This is a genomic window from Tropicimonas sp. IMCC34011 (assembly GCF_003390865.1).
Taxonomy (GTDB): domain Bacteria; phylum Pseudomonadota; class Alphaproteobacteria; order Rhodobacterales; family Rhodobacteraceae; genus Tropicimonas_B.
The window spans coordinates 1-18,745 of sequence record NZ_QMEJ01000001.1 but is presented as its reverse complement, the minus strand read 5'-3'; the positions used below and the strand labels follow the sequence as shown (position 1 = coordinate 18,745).

Below are 18,745 nucleotides of genomic sequence, written 5' to 3'. Positions count from 1 at the left end.
CTGCGCTCGAAGCCATGTCCGCTACCTGCCCACAACAACGCGCCGGGCGCTTGACCCTCGCGCCGCTCCCGGGGATCTTGACCGGCAACCCAAGGAGCCCCCCCATGCGCGCGCTGCACAGTGCTGACTGGCATATCGGCCAGACCCTGAACGGCTGGTCCCGCGAGGCCGAACATGCGCGCTTCTTCGACTCCCTGACCGACCTTCTGGTCGCGGAACGGATCGACCTGCTGCTGGTGGCCGGCGACATCTTCGACACCACCAACCCCTCGGGCGAAAGCCAGCGGCTGTTCTACCGCACCATGGCCGGGATCAAGCAGCGGCTGCCCCGCCTGCAGGTCATCCTGACCGGCGGCAACCATGATCCCGCCCTGCGCCTGGAGGCTCCCGCCGACCTGCTGGGCAGCTTCGACATCCACACGATCGGCACAGTCCACCGCCGCGGCGGCCAGCCGGACCTGGACCGCCACCTGATCCCCGTGCCCGGCCCCGACGGCACGCCCGAGGCCTACGTGATGGCCATCCCCTTCCTGCGCGCCGCGGACCTCTCGGGCCTCAGCTTTGCCGCCGCGGAGGGCGAGACCACCGTCATCGACGCCGCCCGCCGCTTCTATGCCGATCTGACCGAGGCCGCCCTGCCCCGCATCGGCGACCTGCCCCTGATCGCCATGGGGCACCTGCATTGCACCGGCGGCCTAGAATCGGAAGGCGCCGAACGGCGCATCTTGATCGGCGGTTCCCATGCCGTGCCGCCCGACATCTATCCGCCCCGCATCGACTACGTGGCGCTCGGCCACCTGCACGGGCCGCAGTCGCTGGACAGTGGCCGGGTGCGCTATAGCGGCAGCTGCTTCCCGCTCTCGGCCTCCGAGATCCGTTACAGGCACGGCGTCACCATCCTGGACATCGAGGGCCGCAGAATCCGCGCCACCCACCGCGACATCCCCCTGCCCGCCCCGGTGCTGCGCCTGCCCTCCACCGGCACGATGACCCTGGCCCAGCTGGAAGCGGCCCTGTCCGAGATCGAGGAAGGTCCCGAGGTCGACCTGCGCCCGCTAGTCTATGTCGAACTGCTGGCCGAGGAGGCGCCCGCGGTGATGATGGGCCGGGCCGAGGCGCTGCTGCGCGCCGCCCCCGTCCGTCCCGCCGGCATCCGCATCCACCGCGCCCAGGACCACACAGCGCCGCCCGCCCCCGCCCCCTCGCTGGCCGAGACCTCGCCCGAGGCGCTCTTTGCCCAAGCCTTCGAGGCGAAGAATGGCTTCGCCCCCGAAGACCGCCACCTCGCCGCTTTCCGCGACGTGCTGTCCGAGGTCTGAGCCATGCAGATCCTGTCGATCCGGGGCGAGAACATCGCCAGCCTCGGCAAACCCTTCGAGATCCGCCTCGACGAGGGGCCGCTGGCCAGCGCCGGTCTGTTTGCCATCACCGGCGAGACCGGCGCGGGCAAGTCCAGCCTGCTGGATGCGATGTGCCTGGCGCTCTACGGCGATTGCCCGCGCCTGTCCGGCGGCGGCACCCGCGAGGCGGTGGCGGATGTCGACGGCGCGACCCTGCGGTCGACCGATCCCCGCATGGTGCTGCGCCGGGGCGCCGCCCGAGGCATGGCCGAGGTGACGTTCCGCGCCGTCGATGGCGAGGTCTACACCGCCGGCTGGTCCGCCCGCCGCGCCCGCGACCGGATCGAGGGCCGCCTGCAGGCCGCCGACCGCAGCCTGATCCGTGCCTCCGACGGTCAGGTCCTGGAAAGCCAGCTGTCGCGTGTCAACGACCGGGTGTCCGAGCTGACCGGCCTGACCTACGACGAGTTCCGCCGCACCGTCCTGCTGGCCCAGGGCGACTTCGACGCCTTCCTCTCGGCCCAGACCGGCGAACGCGCCGCGATCCTGGAAAAGGTCACCGGCACGCAGGTCTACCGCGACATCTCGCGCCGGGTCTACGAACGCCACGCCGCCGCCCAATCCACCCTCGCCACGCTGGAGACCCGGCGCGGTGAGCACCGCCTGCTCAGCGCGGAAGACCGCGCAGCACTTGAGGCCGAGGGCAAAAGCCTGCGGGACCAGCAGGCAACCACCGCCGCAGACCTGGCCGTAGTCCTGGCCGACCTTGGCCGTTACGTCGCGCTGGAAACGGCCAAGGCGGCATTCGACCGGGCCGAGGCGCGTGTCGGGGCGGCCGAGACGGCGCTGACGGAGCTGACAGACCAGCAGGCCTGGCTGGCCGACTGGGATCGTGCCCAGGCACTGCGGAGCGAAGTGAGGGAGGATCAGGCCGCCGCCATGGCCCTGCATCATACGACCGACGCCGTGGCCCGCCTGACGGAGACCCACGCGGCACAGACCGGGACGGTTGCCGAACGAGCCGACGAGGCCACCGACGCCGCCACCCGGCTGGATCAGATCGAGGCGCTGTTCAAGGCGCTTGGCCCGGACTGGACGGCGGCCGAACAGCTCGACGGCCAGATCGCAACGGCAACCCGGGAACTGGCAAGCGCCGAGGCCGATCAGGCCGCACGGCAGGACAACCTGGCGGCTGCGCAAACCTCGCAGGAGGCGCTGGACGCTCAGGACCGGGACCTTCAAACGGCCCTGACGCAGGCTGCCCATGCCCTGCAAGAGATCCCCGGACAGGATGTCCTGCTGGCGCAGTGGACCGCGCTGGAAGACCGGCTCGAGGCCCGGATCCAGGCCGCAACCCGCCTGCACGCCGCCGAAGCGGCGCTTGGCACCCTGCACCGTGCCGACCAGGACCAGACCACAGCCCGAGACAAGGCCCGTGCCGAGGCCGAGACGGTCAAGACCGGCCTTGCCGAGCTGCGCCGCGCCCAGTCCGAGCTACAGCCAGAGCGGCTGCGGTTGCAGGCCGAGGATCCGGCTGGGCGGCTTGCCACGCTCGCCCAGCACCTGATCGACCTGCGCAGCCTGCGCCAGGCCACGGCCCAGCTGCGCGAGGCCGAACGCGCCCTCTCCGACAGCGCCGAACTGCAGCGCCGCGCCCTCACGGATCGCACCACGGCAGAGGCCGACCAGACCCGCCTGACCGCCGAGCTGGAGACGGCCCGGCACCATGTCGACGCCCTTTCCCGCCCCGTTGCCTCGGCCGAGGCCGCGCTCAGCGCCGAAGCGGATCACCTGCGCCAGCACCTGCAGCCCGGCGCGCCCTGCCCGGTCTGCCATGCGACCGAACATCCGGTGATGGAGAACAGCGCCCTTGCCCGCCTGGCCGAAGATCTGCGCCAGCAGATGCAGGCGGCCACCGATGCCCGCGATGCCGCGCAGGCCGGGTTGCGGGACGCCCAGGCCTGGCGCGAGGCGGCGCAGGCCGCGATCACCCGCGAAGAGAACCGCGCCGCCGAGCTGACCGCTGCCCGCGCCTCGGCACAGGACGATCACGCCCGCCAATGCGCTGCGCTGGACGGCACCGACATGCCCCTCGACCCGCAGGCGCCGGATGAGGCCTTCACGGCCCTGCTGGCCCGCTTGGATGCCGCCCGCGTCCCCCTGGACGCCGACCGTGACCGGCTGAAGGCGCTGGAGCAGGAACACCAGCGCCTTGGCGCCGCGATCGAGGCCGGGTTGGCGCGACAGACTACGCTGGCCGACCAGATCACCACCCTGACCGAAGGCCTGGCCGACAGCGAGGCACGCGCGCGCGACCTGACACGCGACCTCACCGCCGACACGCGCGAGATCGTGGCCCTGGCGCCACGCCTCACCCCGCCGCTTGCGGCGCTTGGCCTGACGCCGGATGCCTTCGGCGCCGACGGCCAGCTCACATTGGACCGGCTCCGCGACAGCGCCCGCCGCGCCGCGACGCTGCGCCAGCAGATGACCGACACCGGGGCCGCGCGGGCCGAGCTGCTGCCCCGGCTGACCGAAGCGCGCGAGGCGACCCGCTCCGCCGGCCAGCTTGCCACCGAGGCGCAGCAGGCCCGCGACCGGCGCCGCTCCGCGCTGGATGACCTGACGGCGCAGCGCGCCGAGCTGTTGGGGGGCGAGCCCACCGGCGTCCACCGCACCCGCCACAACGAGGCCCGCAAGGCCGCCATGGCCGCCGCGACCGAGGCACAGCGCCTCCATGCCGACGCCGCCTCGCGCTTGGCCGGGGATCTCGCCGGCCTGACCGCGGCGCAGGACGCCCTGACCAGCGCCACCGCCCGCCAGCAGGCCGCAACCACGGCGCTGACCGTGGCCTGCGAGGCCGCCGGGCTGGACCTGGCACGCGTTCAGACCCTGCACGCCGCATCGACGGAGGACGTCGACCACCGTCGCGCCACACTGGACGCCGCCCGCACCGAACGCACCAGCGCCGAAGGCGCGCGTCAGGAGCGGCGCGAGGAGCTGGCCCGGCTGCAGGAGGCTGAACTGCCGGAGACCCCGCGCCCTGACCTCGAGGCGCGCAAGGCCCGGCTGGAGGCCACGGCCACCACGCTGACCGAAGCCGTCGGACGGCTGGCCGAACGGCGCGAGGCGGACGCCCGTGCCAGCGCCGCCCTATCGGGCCTGCTGGCCAAGATCGAGGCGGCCCGCAGCCTGGCCGAGACCTGGACCGCGATGAACGAGGCCATCGGCTCGGCCCGGGGCGACCGCTTCACCCAGATCGCCCAGGCGGTGACCCTGGCCATGCTGGTCGAACGCGCCAACCTGCACCTGGACCAGCTGAAGCCGCGCTACCAGCTGGCCGTGGCCGACCAGGACCTGGCCCTGCACATCATCGACCGAGACATGGCCGGCGACACCCGTCCCAGCCGCCTGCTCTCGGGCGGCGAACGCTTCCTGGTGTCTCTGTCGCTGGCGCTTGCGCTCTCGGGCATGGGCAGCCGCGGCGCGCTAGCTGGCACCCTTTTCATCGACGAGGGCTTCGGTAGCCTCGACGCGGAATCCCTCGACCTGGCCATCGACGCTTTGGAGCGGCTCCAGGCCCAAGGCCGCACGATCGGCGTGATCAGCCATGTCCAGGCGATGAAGGACCGCATTCCGGTGCAGCTGGAGGTCACCAAGACCGGCGGCGGTGCCAGCGAAGTGGCCTTGCGGCTCGCCTGAGCCCGTCAAGGGCGAAATCTGGCGTTTTAGGCGTTCAAATCCCTCCAGTTCCTCACTTTCAGGTGAGCAAAAAACTCCAGTTACAGCTCTGCGTCTGGAGTTTTTTGCTCACCGGTAGGGAGGATTCTGCTCTGATTGTCAGATACCCCCCGGGGGAGCCACTAGACTCGAAAATCAGAGAAAACACCCCCAAGACCCACCATCTCCCCAGAATGAGACCGTTGTACTCCCACGTCCTCAGCTCACGAGAGGCCGATCAAGGCCAAGATCCCTTCGCCAGCAGAGGCTCTCAAAGAACAATAACCGCATCACCAACCCCTCCGCATCGCCGGAGTACTTACGAGCTTCGCGGTTCAAACTAACACCGTTACAGGATCCGCCAGCAAGGACCCGAGCGGGTTGCGCCTCGAGCCGTGGGAAGGGAACATGGAGACGGCAGCATTGCGGAGGATGCGAACGTCGCCGGCGAGACATCACCGGTCGCGCCGTCTGGCTCTCCCGGCCCTTAGCAGCCGTTGGCTGTGGCTTAGAGTGCTGCAGTGCGGTTTCTCCAAAGCAGTCGTTCGTCGATACTGCAGCATTTGAGTTCATCAGTTGGCCGCTGAGCGGGCGAAGCGGGCATGCCATTGCTGCGCAATCTTTGCTACTCGAGATAGAATAACCAAGTATAACGAGGTGAGCCGATGCAGCGGGAGGAAATTATAGATGCCTACCGGGAATACATTGCCTGTTTGAACGCCCAAGACTGGAGCAACCTCCAGCGCCATGTTGCGGACAACGTCGAATATAACGGGAGGACCATTGGGTTTGACGGCTACCGCGACATGCTAGTCGAGGATTTCCGAGCCATCCCCGATCTTTCGTTCAATATTGCCTTTCTTGTCTGCGACCCGCCCATGATCGCAAGCAGGCTTTCATTCGACTGCACACCGATGGGCCAGCTCTTCGGCCTGCCTGTGAACAAAAAACGTGTCCGCTTCGCCGAGAACGTATTCTATGAATTTCGTAACGGCAGGATACGGACCGTCTGGTCTGTTGTCGACAAGGCAAGCGTCGCGGCCCAAATCTCAAATCATGCTGGGCAGTATGGGCTCTAAGCGATCATGCGGCACCGCGGCGGGATTCCTACCGTTTAGGTGTGCCCGTCGTCGCTCGCGGCCCGTAGCTGGCAATCGGCAGGTCCGGCTGCTCAGGGCGCTCCCGGCCCATTGCTGACATTGACCGTGATTCTGAATGCGGCAGTGCGGCACGTCAAAAGCAGCCATTCGAGCATCGTCCAGCATTCTTTTGCATCTAACAACAGCAGCGGTAGATGAAATCAATATTATTGCCCTTACCTCCAAAAGTTTCTTCAGTCATCCGCATAATCGATGACATTTCGTAACAGATCGACCGGCAGCCGGACGTTGCCGCAGGATAGACTGGGCGCAAGCTTGCGCAAGAAATTCAAGAGTTGGCTTATTCTATCTTATTCGGCACACGGAGGCTCACCAGATGTAGGGTCATTGTGCATCGTAATGTGACCTCGTGCATTCACGATAGCGGCGGATGCGTCGTCAGTCTCAGGCATCTCAACCTGAACAAACTCGCCATCGACGCAAAGTCCATTGCGACCCTCAAAGGTGATCTGCTCCCGCTCAGACATTAATAAATCAAAGGTCGTTTTGGCCATATCGGGATCATCGAAAAAAATATCACAATATGAATTCGAAAAGCCGTCCGAGGACGAGACATAGGCGCTTACCTTGGCGGGATCTCCGATCGGCGAAAAGCTGGAAACACGCGAGCTGATCTGCTTCCACGGCAGTTCCACACCTTGTCCTTCTGCTTCGTAGTCATGAGCGGTGATTATGACGAGGCAGGCCTCCATCACTGCGGCTATATTTTCGGGCGTGTCCATTGTTGCGGTTTGCGCCTGAGCGCTGGAAACGACTACTGCGAAGCTTGCCGCAATGAAGGGACGGTGAACGATGGCGAGAAAAGTCATTTTGTATCCTTGTGTGAAACTTCAGTGTCGTCGATCTTTTGCGTTTGTAATCTAGTCGTTGCCATGAAACGCGGTGATCACCGTATAGACGTGGCAGGTGCCAAATCCGCCCATCCCGAAGCTTAAAGCTTGGCGGTGATTGATTAGAGTGGGTGAAATCACCTGCACGCCCCATTGTATGTACACGCCAGCCCCTCCTGCGGTCCCGTCACGGCTGCCATACCAGGAGTTCGCACCGACCTGGGTCCATTCAAGCTGTGGAGCCATTTTCTGAGGCGTGAAATCGGGGCCAAAGGTGCCGCGGCCGCTTGACATGTTCATCGCCGCCATTTGCGGACCCAGGGCTTCGGCAATCCCCGGCAGGCAACCCGTAATTGTCTGGTCTCTGATTTCGATAGCCCAGAAACCGTCGCGTGGCTGGATACGTGCGGATCGCATCGTGTCGGGTTCCGGAAAGAAGTCTTCGGTATCTTCAAAGTCCAAATCGGATGGTTCTTCATCGCCGGACGCGCGTCGGCGACGCTTTTCTTCTTCCTCGGCGTCAAACTCGATATCGGACGGTTCTTCATCATCGCCATCGTCACGCCGAAGTCTCTCTTCCTCCCCGGCGCTGAGCTCCATCCGGGGCTCTGCCGGAGGGTCCCTGGCGTCCACGATGTAGGGCGGTCCATCCCCTCCGAAGCGTTTGTTCGCCTCTTCCGGAGTGTCGCTGGTCCACTTCACCGTTTTGTCTATTTTGTTCAGGATCACGCCGGTCGTGCCTGTGGGCGGTGTGTTGCCCATCAGAACTTGCGCGCCTTGGAGTGTAACGTTGCTTTCGTACTGGACGACGCCGTTAACGTCCTTCTCTACGACGAAGACTTGAAAATCCTGGGCAAGGACAGGGCTGGCTGTCAGCGCGGCGATCACAGCAAGGGCTTTCATTCTGAATCTCCGGTCAGCTGATTCAATAACTCAGACATCTCGGCCTCGCGGCGCGGCTCACCGACTATCTTGGATGATAGGCTGTTCCGAATGACGCCAATCTCGGCCAGACGTTGCGTGTCGTCGGTGTGATCGTGGCAGAACCTGCCATACAGCACGTCATAGCAGGGTCCGAGGTCGGCGCTGCGTTGAGGCTGATTCAGTGTTGCCCAGAGTGGTCCGTCCGGTGTCATCGCTACCATGTTGAACATGATCTCCCCGCTGCGACTGTGGATTGGTGCCTCTGCGCCCCATCCGGCTGGCAGGGTGAAATCGACTTCGAGTTGGGGGTCAGCTATATCGCAATCCTGTTCTTTGGCGCAGAAATGGACTGCCTCGATCGGAAGGTTAGCCCCACCACCGGTCTCGCGCGATGTGGCAACGGTTTCCGCAGGGGTGACGGGCTCAATTACGGTGGTGGCCAAATCCTCAGGTCGCAAGACGACGACCTCAAGGTTCTGGTCGGAGCTTTGGTTAATCATGCCGGAGGGCGCGCGCCATATGGTTCCATCGCGCGTCAGCGTAACGGTCTTCGCGACACCGTCCGTGGTAACGGTCAGCCTGCGCGTGTCAGCGTCTACGATGGCGAGTGTCGTCGTCCCGGATGATCCCTGAGCCCCAAGCCACCTGTTGTCCGGTGCCTCGACGACAAAGTCGCCCTCGCCCGTTTCCGTGCCTTCGTCATGGATAACCTGAAATCGTCCCAGCGGCACAGAGCCTACGTCGTCTATGCCGACTACAATCCAGTTACCATGCAATTCACCAACCTGCGTCAGTGGTCCCTCTTCGCCGCCCATCGCGCCGGCTTCGATGGACATTCCATCCTGTACGGCTTCACCCGCTGGCGCCGCTGCATTGGACGGCAGGGGAACGCCGACGGCAATCAGCCCCATGTCGGCCTCAAATCTGTTAAAATCTTTGTCGAACCATTTGAGGACAATGGTGTAAACACCAGCCACGTCCGGCACCGTCAACTTGAACCCATCTTGCGTCGACATTGTAGAAATCACCTGTCCGGATCCAACACGTTCCCCGTCTTGGTGGAATTCGAATGACGATTGGCGATTGGCGTCACCCACCCAACGCGCATCAATATTGCTTCCCACATCAGCCTCGCGGGCACCCTGCCATTCAGGCGTTACGACTTCGCTAAACCGAACTGGAAAACGTCCATACTCCACCCGCTGCCGTGCATCCATAACGACAACATCGTAATCACCCGCCTTGGCAGGGGACGGAATGCTTGAGTCCTCGAATACACCGGCGTTGGGTGACAATAGGTTGCCGCCTTCGTATTCTGTCAGATCCGTACTGCCTACGGGGGCCAGATACACGCGGCTGTGAATGTCACGATCCAGTCCAGATGTGTCATTGATCATCACCTGATGTTCTCGGTTCAGCGGCATGTTCGCACTGGACTGCATCACAAAACCGGCGTCCTCGGTACTCAACTCAAGCTCGACGATTTTGGTGTCGGCGGCGATGTCGATCGTATAATCGCCGGATACCTTATCGCCGCCCGCGCGCAAATTCACTGTGCCAATCGGCAAATCGACGACAAGCCCCGGCACGACGGCGTCGGACGCAGCAAGTCGGCCGATTTCCTCGTCGCCTTGAAACAAGACAGTTTCGTCCGGCAAGGCCAGTCCGTAAGGCATGTAAATGCGAATAGTCACGTCCTTGGCCTGCTCTGGTTCCACCACTGGCTCTGGTAAGGCTTCGGTTGCAGGCTTGGCGGTGGCTTGCATTACACCGTCCATCGCACTGGCCAGCTCACCCGCGTCGCTTGCGTCGAAATACTGACCACCCGTAGCTCTGGCGAGGCACTGCAACTGCGCCTTGTCGCCATCAACTATGTCGAACCCGATGACATGCGCCGTAAAGTCAAGCCCAAGCGCCTCAAGCTCTGCACCAACCGCACATGGGTCTGCAGAACAATTTTCCACACCGTCAGACAGCAGTACGACTGTCGCCGCTTCTTCAGTATAGCGTAAAACTTCGGCGGCTTGGCGCACTGCATCCGACAACGGTGTCTTGCCAATGGGAGTGAGCCCTGCGACCAACTTGGCGATGTCAGACCCATCCCCCGGTGTGGCAAGGGTTTCGATATCCGCGCAATTGCCACGTTCGCGATGACCGTATGCGATCAAGCCTGTGCGTGTACTGTTCGCATCCCAATCTGCCAAAAGCCCATCAAACGCACCCCGGGCGATTTCGACCTTTGCCACCCCGTCGACCTGCCCCCACATCGACCCGGACATATCAAAAACCACCATCACGTCACGATTTTCGTCCTGCGCGGCAAGGCCACCGGCAGCAAGCAGGGCAAAGCCCAGCGGGTAGAAAATGCGCATCATGTATCCTGTGATGAAGTTAGCTTTGTTGACCGATCAAAAAACTCTCTTTACTTTAGAGGAACCAGACTATTTTCTTCAAGATAAGGAAATCCTTATACCTTGAGGATAGGGAGGCTGCGGGTGTCGCTGATCCGGTCTTTGGCTGACAGCATGGAGGATCGACAAGACTTGGTTGGAGTGTGGAACGCGGCGATGTCGTGCCTGCCTCAACTGGGTCTCTCCAAAGTGGTGTTTATGGACTTGAGCACACGCAACGAAAATTTGATTCTCAGCAATGCCTGCGAGAATTGGCTTACCGGATACCGCGAGGACGTGCGCGTGGGGCTGGATCCATTTGCCGGGCACTGCCTGACAACACTTGCGTCACAACTTACTGGGATCGGCCATCTTGAGCGCCATCGACATCTTTCAAAAGGCGCTCTGACCCAGATCGCTGCCGGTAGCAGTGCGCTCGACATCAACACTGGCCTGTCGGTTACAATCCTTGTGGGTGCGGATGGCGCGGGTGTGGGTGTGAACTTGATGACAGACCACAACGTTACCGAATTTGCGCAATTGCGCGCGGAACATGAGAGTGAGTGGCGCGCATGGTCACACTTGTTGTTTGCAGGATTAAACAGGACATCGACTGGCGAAACGGATTTGACGGCCCGAGAGCGTGATTGCTTGGCCTACGTCGCTGACGGATTGCGCACAACGGAAGTTGCCTACCGGATCGGTATAAGTGAGGGCACCGTCGAGTTGCATTTGCGAAGAGCACGAAAGCGCCTTGGCGCAGCAACGCGTGATCAGGCAGTTGCGATAGCAATTCGGAAACGTCTGATTTAAGTGTTTGAACCTACGCTTTAGCACCTCGTCAGCACGACATGTCAATCGGCAGTCGATCTTGCGTGCCGATTGACAAATTGCTGACCATCATGCCCTCCTTGCTTCAAATTTAGCGAAGAAGACGTCCACGATACCTGGGGCTTTTCAGTCTTACTGCGTCGGCATAGCGGCCAGGAATGCCTCCACCACTTGTGACGAATTGCTGGAGGACAGGCTCATAAACGTCGCCATCTCATTCTCGCCGTCGCCACCTCCAGCGAGATCCGAAAGCGAGCGGAAAGCGATGAAGGGTATCTCATTAGCGTAGGCTACATGCGCCACAGCCGCGCTTTCCATATCCAAAACTCGCGCCTCAAAGGTGTCGTAGACGAACTCGCGATAGTTTGCGTTGTCAACAAAGGTCATTCCCGAAACGCCCGATCCGCCGGTAACGATCTCCGGGGCATCCGACAGGCAGTTGTCTTGTTCGTTGCATGCGCTGAGAGAAGTAGTGTCTTTAAGGTTCTTCGCTATGTCGAGGAGCGCGGGGTCGACGTGGAACCAGAACCGTGTCTCTGGCTCGTCCGAGCCGTCCCGAATTAGGGTCACGCCCCGGGTGAACATCATGCCGTAGTTCGGGAAATCCGATTGCATCCATCCCGGTATCACGAACTCTCCCTCGTCCGTTTCGCGCGCATAGATTCCTTCAAGATACTGGCCCCACTTTTCGGGCACAACGACATCCCCAATATTCAGGTCAGGATCGACCCCTCCTGCGATGCCGGAAAACACGATATGAGAGATGTCGAAGCGGTCGAGAGCCAGCTGCGTCGTCATGGCAGCGTTAACCATCGACACACCCGATAGAAAGAGCACGACCTCCTTGCCGGCGAGCGTGCCAGTGACAAAACGGTTGCCGTTGATGACCTCTTCTTCGACACCCTCGAGGTCTTGTTGTAGCTCAATCCATTCGGGCTCGAATGCCGACATTACAGCGATCCGCGATGAGTCTTGGGCGTAAAGCGGCAACGGTGAGATGGTCATAAGCAGGGGCAAAGTGAAAGCAAAACGGTGCATAAGGATATCCTTTGGGGTGTCTGCCTTCCGTAAGGTGACTGCTCGCAGCGCAGAAGACCCGATGATCCGATGATCCGAATACGGAAGTTAGATACGGCGCCGCCTGCACTTAAGGCAGAATGCCCGTGAAAGGGGCAGGTTGCGTCAATCAATCTACTACGTCTGTCAGCATTCGGCACCGCGCATCGGTCGAACGAATGCTTGAAGGCGCAGTTCACTGGCGGTGGTGCCGAACCGAACACTGATACATATGCAACAAATGTCTATTTTGCCCCGCGAACCGGAACTTCGTGCGCGGTGCAGCGAATGTCGGCTCCCCGCCCTTTGCGCATGACTTCGCACCTGCAGCGTAAATCATTCAAGTTAGCTCACGGTACCTTGGATCGGCGTCTCGGATCTCGGACGCCCAATCTCCTCCGCGCGCCTCCATGACCGTCCGGTTCGGCGAAGCTGCACTTTACATTAGCGATTAGCGGGCTCGCCAATCGCTGCTCAGGGGCTGTTCGTGTTGGTTGGGTGCCCAGGTCTGTTGCAGGGGCAAAGTTCGTTCCTTGCGCTCAGCGGCCACTTTGGGCTTCAGCACGCATGGCTCCGGGGTCGGGAAGAATTGTTGCTCAGGGTTACTGGCATCAGCGTGCAGTACCTGCCCGCCCATGTCACCAAATCCGCTTACTCTGATTCTTCAAGCTGAGCGAGCGCCCTCAACCTAGCCCATACCCCGTGCTTGCAGCCATTCCGTCATAACCCTCCGCACAACTTCCGGTCGGGAAGGCAAATCTTGCTGGACCCGGCGATAATCGTCGATCGCCTTGAGCATCTGACGATCCATTCTGATGGTGACCGGCTCGGTGTCCAGTTTCGGACGTCCCATCTTAGCCATTTCGAATCTCCTTCAAGAAACTACTTGACTAAATGACATCGGAAATCTAAATTGTCAAGTACGACGGGAGCTACAACCTTCCCGCCGTACTCTAACCACAACCGATCATCAGGAGATCGATCATGGCTGACACCTGCCCTACCACGCGCCTCGGCGCGGCTGAAGTCGCGTACTTCCGTCATTCGCCCGTTTCAGGCCACTTCTCCCACCTGCTCGCCGCCCTGGCCGCTGCGATCGAGGCCGAGCGCGATATCGAGGACGGTCTCTGGTCCGATCCGAGCTTCGACCATTGGCTGAGAGAGGCGGAACTTGGGTGGGAGCGTGCCAGCGGTCTCTGCCGCGCCGTCATCGACGCGCCGGCCACCCGTGCGAGCGATGTCCCGCTGCGGCGTTTTGCGCGCCACCTTCACTGGACGCTCGGCTGCGAGACCGCTGCCGAACTGCGGACTGCTCGCCAGGTCGTTGCGGGACATCCGGACTTGTTTTCCTGGAACGGGAATTGCCCCGAGGCGCTGCGCGTCGCGCAGATGCTCGCGCGCGGTCAACAGCAGTTCGACGAGATCTGCAATCTCGATATGTTGAACCCGATTGATGCCGTGGCCTCCCTGGAGGCTTTCACCGGATACGAGCCCTTCGCCGCCTGATCTCCACAAACATCGTCCCGGCACCCTGATGCCCTGTCCCGGAACGGGTCAGGGCTCAAACAAACGTGCCCGCGTTCTCAGCCGACATATTCTCGGAGGTCCAGCAATGGCTCATCCCTCACATTTCTCACTCAAACCCGCACCCGTTCGTCCGCATATCTACATCGGCGCGTCCCGGAGGCGTTGTTGCAGAACTCTGACGTCCGAGGATTCACCTTGCGAATCCATGCGCTTACACGGACGGCATGAGCAAGCCATCACCCGCCCGCTATCGCACGACGAACTGGTCCAGCTACAACGCGTCGCTGCAGAAGCGCGGGTCTTTGCTGATCTGGGTCGACGAGAACATGACCTGGCTTGCGCCGCGTGACGGGCGACGCGGACGGCCAGCAGTGTTTTCCGATGCTGCCATTCAGTTCTGCCTGTCGATCAAGATCCTGTTCAAGCTGCCGCTCCGCCAGACCGCCGGCATGGTGGCGAGCCTGCTGAAGTTGGCGGGGCTGGACTGGCCCGTGCCAGATTTCTCCACGCTGTGCCGCAGGCAAAGGACTCTGGCCGTCAAGGTCCCTTATCGCCGCTCGGATGGCCCGCTGAACCTGCTCGTAGACAGCACCGGGATCAAGTTCCTCGGCGATGGCGAATGGCAGGCGCGCAAGCACGGCGTTCAGGGTCGGCGCCAGTGGCGCAAGGTCCATCTGGCCATGGACCCGGCTACGTCCGACATCCGCGCTGTCGAGTTCACTCCAAGCCGCGACGGCGACAGTCCCGTGCTACCCGACCTGCTGGACCAGATTCCGGACTGCGAACCGATCGGCACTGTGACCGCGGACAGCGCCTACGACACGCGACGCTGCCACAAGGCCATCATCGAGCGCGACGCGGTTCCGGTTATCCCGATCCGCAAGAACGGGCGGCTATGGAAGGATGACTGCCCCGCGGCACACGCCCGAAACGACACGCTGCGTGCCACCCGACACTACGGGCGGGCGTTCTGGAAACGCTGGACAGGCTACCATGCCCGAAGCCGGATCGAGGCAAGGATGCGCTGCCTGAAAGCCTTCGGCGAGCGCATCATGGCAAGAGACCCCGACCGCCAGACCGCCGAAATTCACATCCGCATCGCTCTCATGAACCGCTTCAATGCCCTCGGCACCGCCGAGATCGTCCGCGTAGCCTAACCTCAGCGGGATAAGGGGCAGTCGGGCTTTAGGCAGGGGTAATGCAACAACGCCGCTCTGGTGTGGTCTCGGGCATATGGATCATCTGGCTTCGACGTTCGTCAGCAGACCAATTTGATCGTCTTTTTCCGTCTGGTAGCGGGTACTTCCCTCAAAGGGCGGGCCACCATTCAGATTTGAGTCGCGCAGCGAAACTTGATGTATTGGCCGTACCTACGCAAAATCCAGCTACCTGGTGTGTCGCTCTATGACGAATGCCAAATCGGGCTCAAGCTTGAGGTATGGCGCGGAATAGATGTGCCCCATCATCCTCGGATCGGCATAAAGATGAGACGCATCTTCGCCTAGATGGCCGGTTTCGAGGGACACACGATAAAGACTCTCTAAGTCTCCCGGCTTCGCTTGGCGTATAATCATTGATAGGCTCCATCGTTCATGCACTCACTGTATCTTTAGTAACAAAGCCTAAATAATGACAGTAGACCAATCTGGGCTCGAAGCAGACATGCGGCGGCGCGGCAGGCCCCTCGCCCTGGCGCGACAGGCCTGCGGGCGCTGACGGCCCATTGCCGACCTTGGGACTTGTTTACCACGCCGCGGCGCAGCTTCACCGAAGCGGTCGTCCGTGCGTCGCTCAGCATTTTCCGACAGCCAACGTCCGCTGAGCGGACGAAGCCGACTTTCAGCGTCACTGAACTTGACCTGTCTATAGCTTCACACCTTAGGAAGTTCTCGACGGTCGAGAATCGGTGTGAGCGAACAAGGCGGCGGCGGGTGTATCAGATCTCGGAATTGGCTGAGAGCGTAGGGCTCTCGCGTGCGACGCTGCTCTATTACGAGAAGCTCGGGCTGCTGAAGGGCAAGCGGCAGGCGAACGGCTATCGCGTCTACACCGACGCCGACCGACAGCGGCTGCGGCTGATGCAGCAACTGCAGGCCGGCGGGCTGAGTTTGCAGGAATGCCAGGCCTGCCTCGATGGCAAGCTCGACCGCGAGATGCTGGGCCAGCGCCTGGCAGTGCTGGACGCGGAGATCGCCGAAAAAGGCAAGTCGCGCGATCTTCTGGCGGCTTTGCTCGGACAGTCGAGCCTCAAGGACTGGCACGAAGAGGTCGAGCGCGTCGCGCCCGATCTGCACCGCGCGTGGCTCATGTCACAGGGGTTTTCCAGCGCGGAGGCGGGGCTGGTCGCGCTGGTCTCCAAGGATATGAACGCCCACGACGCCTACATGGCGGGCTTCATGGAGGTGTTCGCCGACCTCGACTGGTGGGGCCCGGGAACGGCCGAGGCGACACGCCGGGCGCTCACAATGGTGCCGTTCGCGCCCGAGACGATCCTCGAGATCGGCTGCGGCCCAGGCATGGCGACGATGACGCTGGCTGAGGCGACCACGGCGCGGATCACAGCCACCGATACCGCCGAGGTCGCGCTCGACAAGCTCAGGGCGCGGATCGCGGCGCGCGGCCTCAATGACCGGATCGCGGTGCAGAACGTCGACATGGCCGCAATTCCGGCCCCCGAGCGTCCCTGGGTTGTGATCTGGTCCGAGGGCAGCGCCTATATCCTCGGTGTGGAAAAGGCGCTTGCGGACTGGCGGGCGCTTCTGCGCCCCGGCGGCGTCCTCGTGTTCTCCGACATGGTCTGGCGGAGCGAAAAACCCGACGACGAGATCCGCGAATTCTGGGCCGCGGAATACCCCGCGATGGCGACGCCCGCGACCCGCATCGCGCAGGCCAGGCGCGCGGGCTACCGCGTCCTCGGCCATTTCGACATCGGGCCGGAGGGGATGGAGACCTACTACCGCCCGCTCGCCGCGCGGCTCGACGATCTGCGCCGCGAGATCGACGTGTTCGAGGCCGGGCGCGGGCAGTTCGGCTACGAGATGTTCGTGCTGGAGCGGGGCTGACCCCGCCTGGCACCAGAGAGGATAGAGACATGGACTATTCAACGGACTACACCACCCACGCCGAGGCGATTGTGGAACTCTTCGCGTCGACCTTCACTGCCTCGGAGGGCGCGGAGGAAGGCGCGCTGATCGGCGCCCTCGCACGCCGGCTGATCGCGGAGACGCCCTCCGGGGATCTGCGCGTGTTCACCGCCTGGGAGGACGGCACGCTTGTCGGCGGCATCTTCTTCACGCGCCTCACCTACGAGGGCGATCCGCGCACGGTCTTCATGATGGCCCCCGTGGCCGTGGCAACGGCACATCAGGGCAAGGGGATAGGGCAGCGGCTGATCGACCACGGCCTTGATGCGCTCCGGCGGGAGGACGTGGACATCGCGGTCACCTATGGCGATCCGGCCTTCTACGACCGCGTGGGCTTCGAGCCTGTCTCGGCGGCCGACCTGCCGGCGCCCCAGCCGCTCAACCAGCCGCAGGGCTGGATCGCGCAATCCCTGACCGAGGCGCCGCTGACGCCGCTACGCGGCTCTGCCCGTTGCGTTGCCGCCTTCGACGACCCCGCGCTCTGGTAGGTCCATGGTCCGCGACTACTCCGCCTTCCTGCCAGGTGGCACTCCGGCGCGCCGCGAGCCCACGGCGCTGGAACGCCTCGGTTGGGGCCCGGCCTTCGCAAGCCAGATCGACGCAGACGCCCTGACCACGACGCCCCCGGTGCGTGTCGTTGCCGTGCACCGCAGCGGCTTGCAGGTGGCGGGCGACGGCACCCTCGAGACGATCCCGCCGGGACCGGAGGCGACGGTCGGCGACTGGCTGCTCTACGATCGCGAGCGGCCCCGGTCGAGCCGGGTGCTGGAGCGCAAGAGCCTGATCAAGCGCCGCGCACCGGGCACGGGGCGCGAGGTGCAGCTGATCGCGGCGAACATCGACACCGTCTTCGTCGTCACGTCCTGCAACCAGGATTTCAACTTGGCGCGGCTGGAGCGCTACGTCGCGCTCGCTTTCGAGGCCGGCATCGAGCCTGTCATTCTCCTGACCAAGGTCGATCTCACCGACGACGCCGCGCCCTACGTCGAAGAGGCACGGAAGGTGTCGGATCGGGTGCCGGCCGTGGCGCTGGACGCCCGTGCCGAAGAACCGGCGGAGACATTGGCGGACTGGTGCAAACTGGGTCGCACCGTCGCCTTTCTCGGCTCCTCTGGCGTCGGCAAGTCGACCCTCACCAACGCGCTCCTCGGCACGCAGGCGATCGCCACCCAAGGCATCCGCGAAGACGATGCGAGGGGCCGGCACACTACGACCCGGCGCGAATTACACGCCACCCCCGGCGGCTGCATCGTCCTCGACACGCCGGGCATGCGCGAGCTTCAATTAACCGACGCCGCGACCGGCATCTCCGACGTGTTCCCGGATATCGAGGCACTGGCTGCGCGCTGTCGCTTCGCCGACTGTCGGCACAAGACCGAGCCCGACTGCGCCATCCTAGCCGCCATAGAAGACGATAGCCTCGACCCGGCGCGGCTCGCCCGCTGGCGCAAGCTTCAGGCCGAGGATGCCTTCAATTCGGCCAGCCTCGCCGAGCGGCGTGAAAAGGATCGCACCTTCGGAAAGCTCGTCCGCAGCGCGATGAAGGCGAAATCGGATCGAAAGCGATAGCTCCGAGCGCTGCCAATCCGGTCCGCTTCGGGCTCCTTGCCGACCTTCGCTGCGCCGCAGTGCGAGGCGCTTGGCCGCCCCTAGGGCGGCGTCGCTCCCGGCCCAAACCTGCCGTTCCTTGCCGGCCTCAATTTTGCCACGCGGCGCCCCAGACCGGTCATTCAGTTGTGGTGCAGCATTTCCAACGGCACAAGGTCGGCAGTGCGGACTTAGCTGCTGTTGCTGCTTAGGCATTACTTTGAACGTTATCAAAGA

Annotated in this window: 14 protein-coding genes; 9 read left to right on the top strand and 5 right to left on the bottom strand. The window is 63.0% G+C overall.

Features of this window, described 5'->3' with window-relative positions:
- Nucleotides 1–104 precede the first annotated feature (104 nt).
- The 3 genes from DQG15_RS00065 (at nucleotide 105) to DQG15_RS00055 (ending at nucleotide 6,139) form a co-directional block, all read left to right on the top strand.
- Nucleotides 105–1,319 carry an exonuclease SbcCD subunit D gene (locus DQG15_RS00065; protein ID WP_116081758.1) on the top strand — a complete coding sequence of 405 codons (1,215 nt, stop codon included), beginning with the start codon at nucleotides 105–107 and terminating at the stop codon, nucleotides 1,317–1,319.
- Nucleotides 1,320–1,322: 3 nt separating this feature from the next.
- On the top strand, nucleotides 1,323–5,042 hold the full coding sequence (locus DQG15_RS00060) for an AAA family ATPase (protein WP_116081757.1): 3,720 nt from the start codon (nucleotides 1,323–1,325) through the stop codon (nucleotides 5,040–5,042).
- A gap of 683 nt (nucleotides 5,043–5,725) precedes the next feature.
- Entirely contained in the window at nucleotides 5,726–6,139 is a 414-nt protein-coding gene (locus DQG15_RS00055; protein WP_116081755.1) for an ester cyclase, read from the top strand.
- A 371-nt stretch (nucleotides 6,140–6,510) separates the two neighbouring features.
- Here DQG15_RS00055 and DQG15_RS00050 read toward each other — a convergent pair whose 3' ends face one another.
- The 3 genes from DQG15_RS00050 to DQG15_RS00040 are packed head-to-tail and all read right to left on the bottom strand — an operon-like array spanning nucleotide 6,511 to nucleotide 10,346.
- Entirely contained in the window at nucleotides 6,511–7,029 is a 519-nt protein-coding gene (locus tag DQG15_RS00050) for a hypothetical protein (protein ID WP_116081753.1), read from the bottom strand.
- 51 nt (nucleotides 7,030–7,080) lie between these two features.
- Entirely contained in the window at nucleotides 7,081–7,953 is an 873-nt protein-coding gene (locus DQG15_RS00045; protein WP_116081751.1) for a hypothetical protein, read from the bottom strand.
- Nucleotides 7,950–10,346 (bottom strand): VWA domain-containing protein, encoded by a 2,397-nt coding sequence (locus tag DQG15_RS00040; RefSeq protein ID WP_157968830.1) that lies wholly within the window; start codon nucleotides 10,344–10,346, stop codon nucleotides 7,950–7,952. Before DQG15_RS00040 ends, DQG15_RS00045 begins: the two co-directional genes overlap by 4 nt.
- A 123-nt stretch (nucleotides 10,347–10,469) precedes the next feature.
- Here DQG15_RS00040 and DQG15_RS18325 point away from each other — a divergent pair, with 123 nt between their 5' ends.
- Nucleotides 10,470–11,177, top strand: coding sequence for a helix-turn-helix transcriptional regulator (locus DQG15_RS18325; RefSeq protein ID WP_198665031.1), 708 nt, complete (start codon nucleotides 10,470–10,472; stop codon nucleotides 11,175–11,177).
- A 150-nt stretch (nucleotides 11,178–11,327) separates the two neighbouring features.
- Here the strand turns inward: DQG15_RS18325 and DQG15_RS00030 are convergent, their stop codons facing one another.
- Together DQG15_RS00030 and DQG15_RS17985 are read right to left on the bottom strand one after the other, a co-directional pair.
- Complete coding sequence (locus DQG15_RS00030; protein WP_116081747.1) at nucleotides 11,328–12,233, bottom strand: 5'-methylthioadenosine/S-adenosylhomocysteine nucleosidase; 906 nt, start codon at nucleotides 12,231–12,233, stop codon at nucleotides 11,328–11,330.
- A gap of 706 nt (nucleotides 12,234–12,939) precedes the next feature.
- Nucleotides 12,940–13,113, bottom strand: a complete 174-nt coding sequence (locus DQG15_RS17985) for a hypothetical protein (RefSeq protein WP_157968829.1) — start codon at nucleotides 13,111–13,113, stop codon at nucleotides 12,940–12,942.
- 122 nt (nucleotides 13,114–13,235) lie between these two features.
- Here DQG15_RS17985 and DQG15_RS00025 point away from each other — a divergent pair, with 122 nt between their 5' ends.
- From DQG15_RS00025 to rsgA, 5 genes are all read left to right on the top strand, one after another.
- The gene (locus DQG15_RS00025) at nucleotides 13,236–13,757 is read left to right on the top strand and encodes a hypothetical protein (protein ID WP_116081746.1); all 522 of its coding nucleotides are present in this window, start codon (nucleotides 13,236–13,238) and stop codon (nucleotides 13,755–13,757) included.
- A 245-nt stretch (nucleotides 13,758–14,002) separates the two neighbouring features.
- Nucleotides 14,003–14,935, top strand: coding sequence for an IS5 family transposase (locus DQG15_RS00020; protein WP_116081744.1), 933 nt, complete (start codon nucleotides 14,003–14,005; stop codon nucleotides 14,933–14,935).
- A 774-nt stretch (nucleotides 14,936–15,709) separates the two neighbouring features.
- Nucleotides 15,710–16,840 (top strand): MerR family transcriptional regulator, encoded by a 1,131-nt coding sequence (locus DQG15_RS00015; RefSeq protein ID WP_116081742.1) that lies wholly within the window; start codon nucleotides 15,710–15,712, stop codon nucleotides 16,838–16,840.
- Nucleotides 16,841–16,869: 29 nt separating this feature from the next.
- Nucleotides 16,870–17,409: a GNAT family N-acetyltransferase gene (locus DQG15_RS00010; protein ID WP_116081741.1), complete on the top strand. Its 540-nt coding sequence runs from the start codon at nucleotides 16,870–16,872 to the stop codon at nucleotides 17,407–17,409.
- A 4-nt stretch (nucleotides 17,410–17,413) separates the two neighbouring features.
- Nucleotides 17,414–18,490: a ribosome small subunit-dependent GTPase A gene (gene rsgA, locus DQG15_RS00005; protein WP_116081739.1), complete on the top strand. Its 1,077-nt coding sequence runs from the start codon at nucleotides 17,414–17,416 to the stop codon at nucleotides 18,488–18,490.
- The last annotated feature ends 255 nt before the right edge of the window (nucleotides 18,491–18,745 follow it).

Excerpts from the sequence above, each read along its gene's own strand:
- DQG15_RS00065 (WP_116081758.1), top strand. The coding sequence starts at position 105 with ATGCGCGCGCTGCACAGTGCTGACTGGCATATCGGCCAGACCCTGAAC.
- DQG15_RS00060 (WP_116081757.1), top strand. The coding sequence starts at position 1,323 with ATGCAGATCCTGTCGATCCGGGGCGAGAACATCGCCAGCCTCGGCAAA.
- DQG15_RS00055 (WP_116081755.1), top strand. The coding sequence starts at position 5,726 with ATGCAGCGGGAGGAAATTATAGATGCCTACCGGGAATACATTGCCTGT.
- DQG15_RS00050 (WP_116081753.1), bottom strand. The coding sequence starts at position 7,029 with ATGACTTTTCTCGCCATCGTTCACCGTCCCTTCATTGCGGCAAGCTTC.
- DQG15_RS00045 (WP_116081751.1), bottom strand. The coding sequence starts at position 7,953 with ATGAAAGCCCTTGCTGTGATCGCCGCGCTGACAGCCAGCCCTGTCCTT.
- DQG15_RS00040 (WP_157968830.1), bottom strand. The coding sequence starts at position 10,346 with ATGCGCATTTTCTACCCGCTGGGCTTTGCCCTGCTTGCTGCCGGTGGC.
- DQG15_RS00030 (WP_116081747.1), bottom strand. The coding sequence starts at position 12,233 with ATGCACCGTTTTGCTTTCACTTTGCCCCTGCTTATGACCATCTCACCG.
- DQG15_RS17985 (WP_157968829.1), bottom strand. The coding sequence starts at position 13,113 with ATGGCTAAGATGGGACGTCCGAAACTGGACACCGAGCCGGTCACCATC.
- DQG15_RS00025 (WP_116081746.1), top strand. The coding sequence starts at position 13,236 with ATGGCTGACACCTGCCCTACCACGCGCCTCGGCGCGGCTGAAGTCGCG.
- DQG15_RS00020 (WP_116081744.1), top strand. The coding sequence starts at position 14,003 with ATGAGCAAGCCATCACCCGCCCGCTATCGCACGACGAACTGGTCCAGC.
- DQG15_RS00010 (WP_116081741.1), top strand. The coding sequence starts at position 16,870 with ATGGACTATTCAACGGACTACACCACCCACGCCGAGGCGATTGTGGAA.
- rsgA (WP_116081739.1), top strand. The coding sequence starts at position 17,414 with ATGGTCCGCGACTACTCCGCCTTCCTGCCAGGTGGCACTCCGGCGCGC.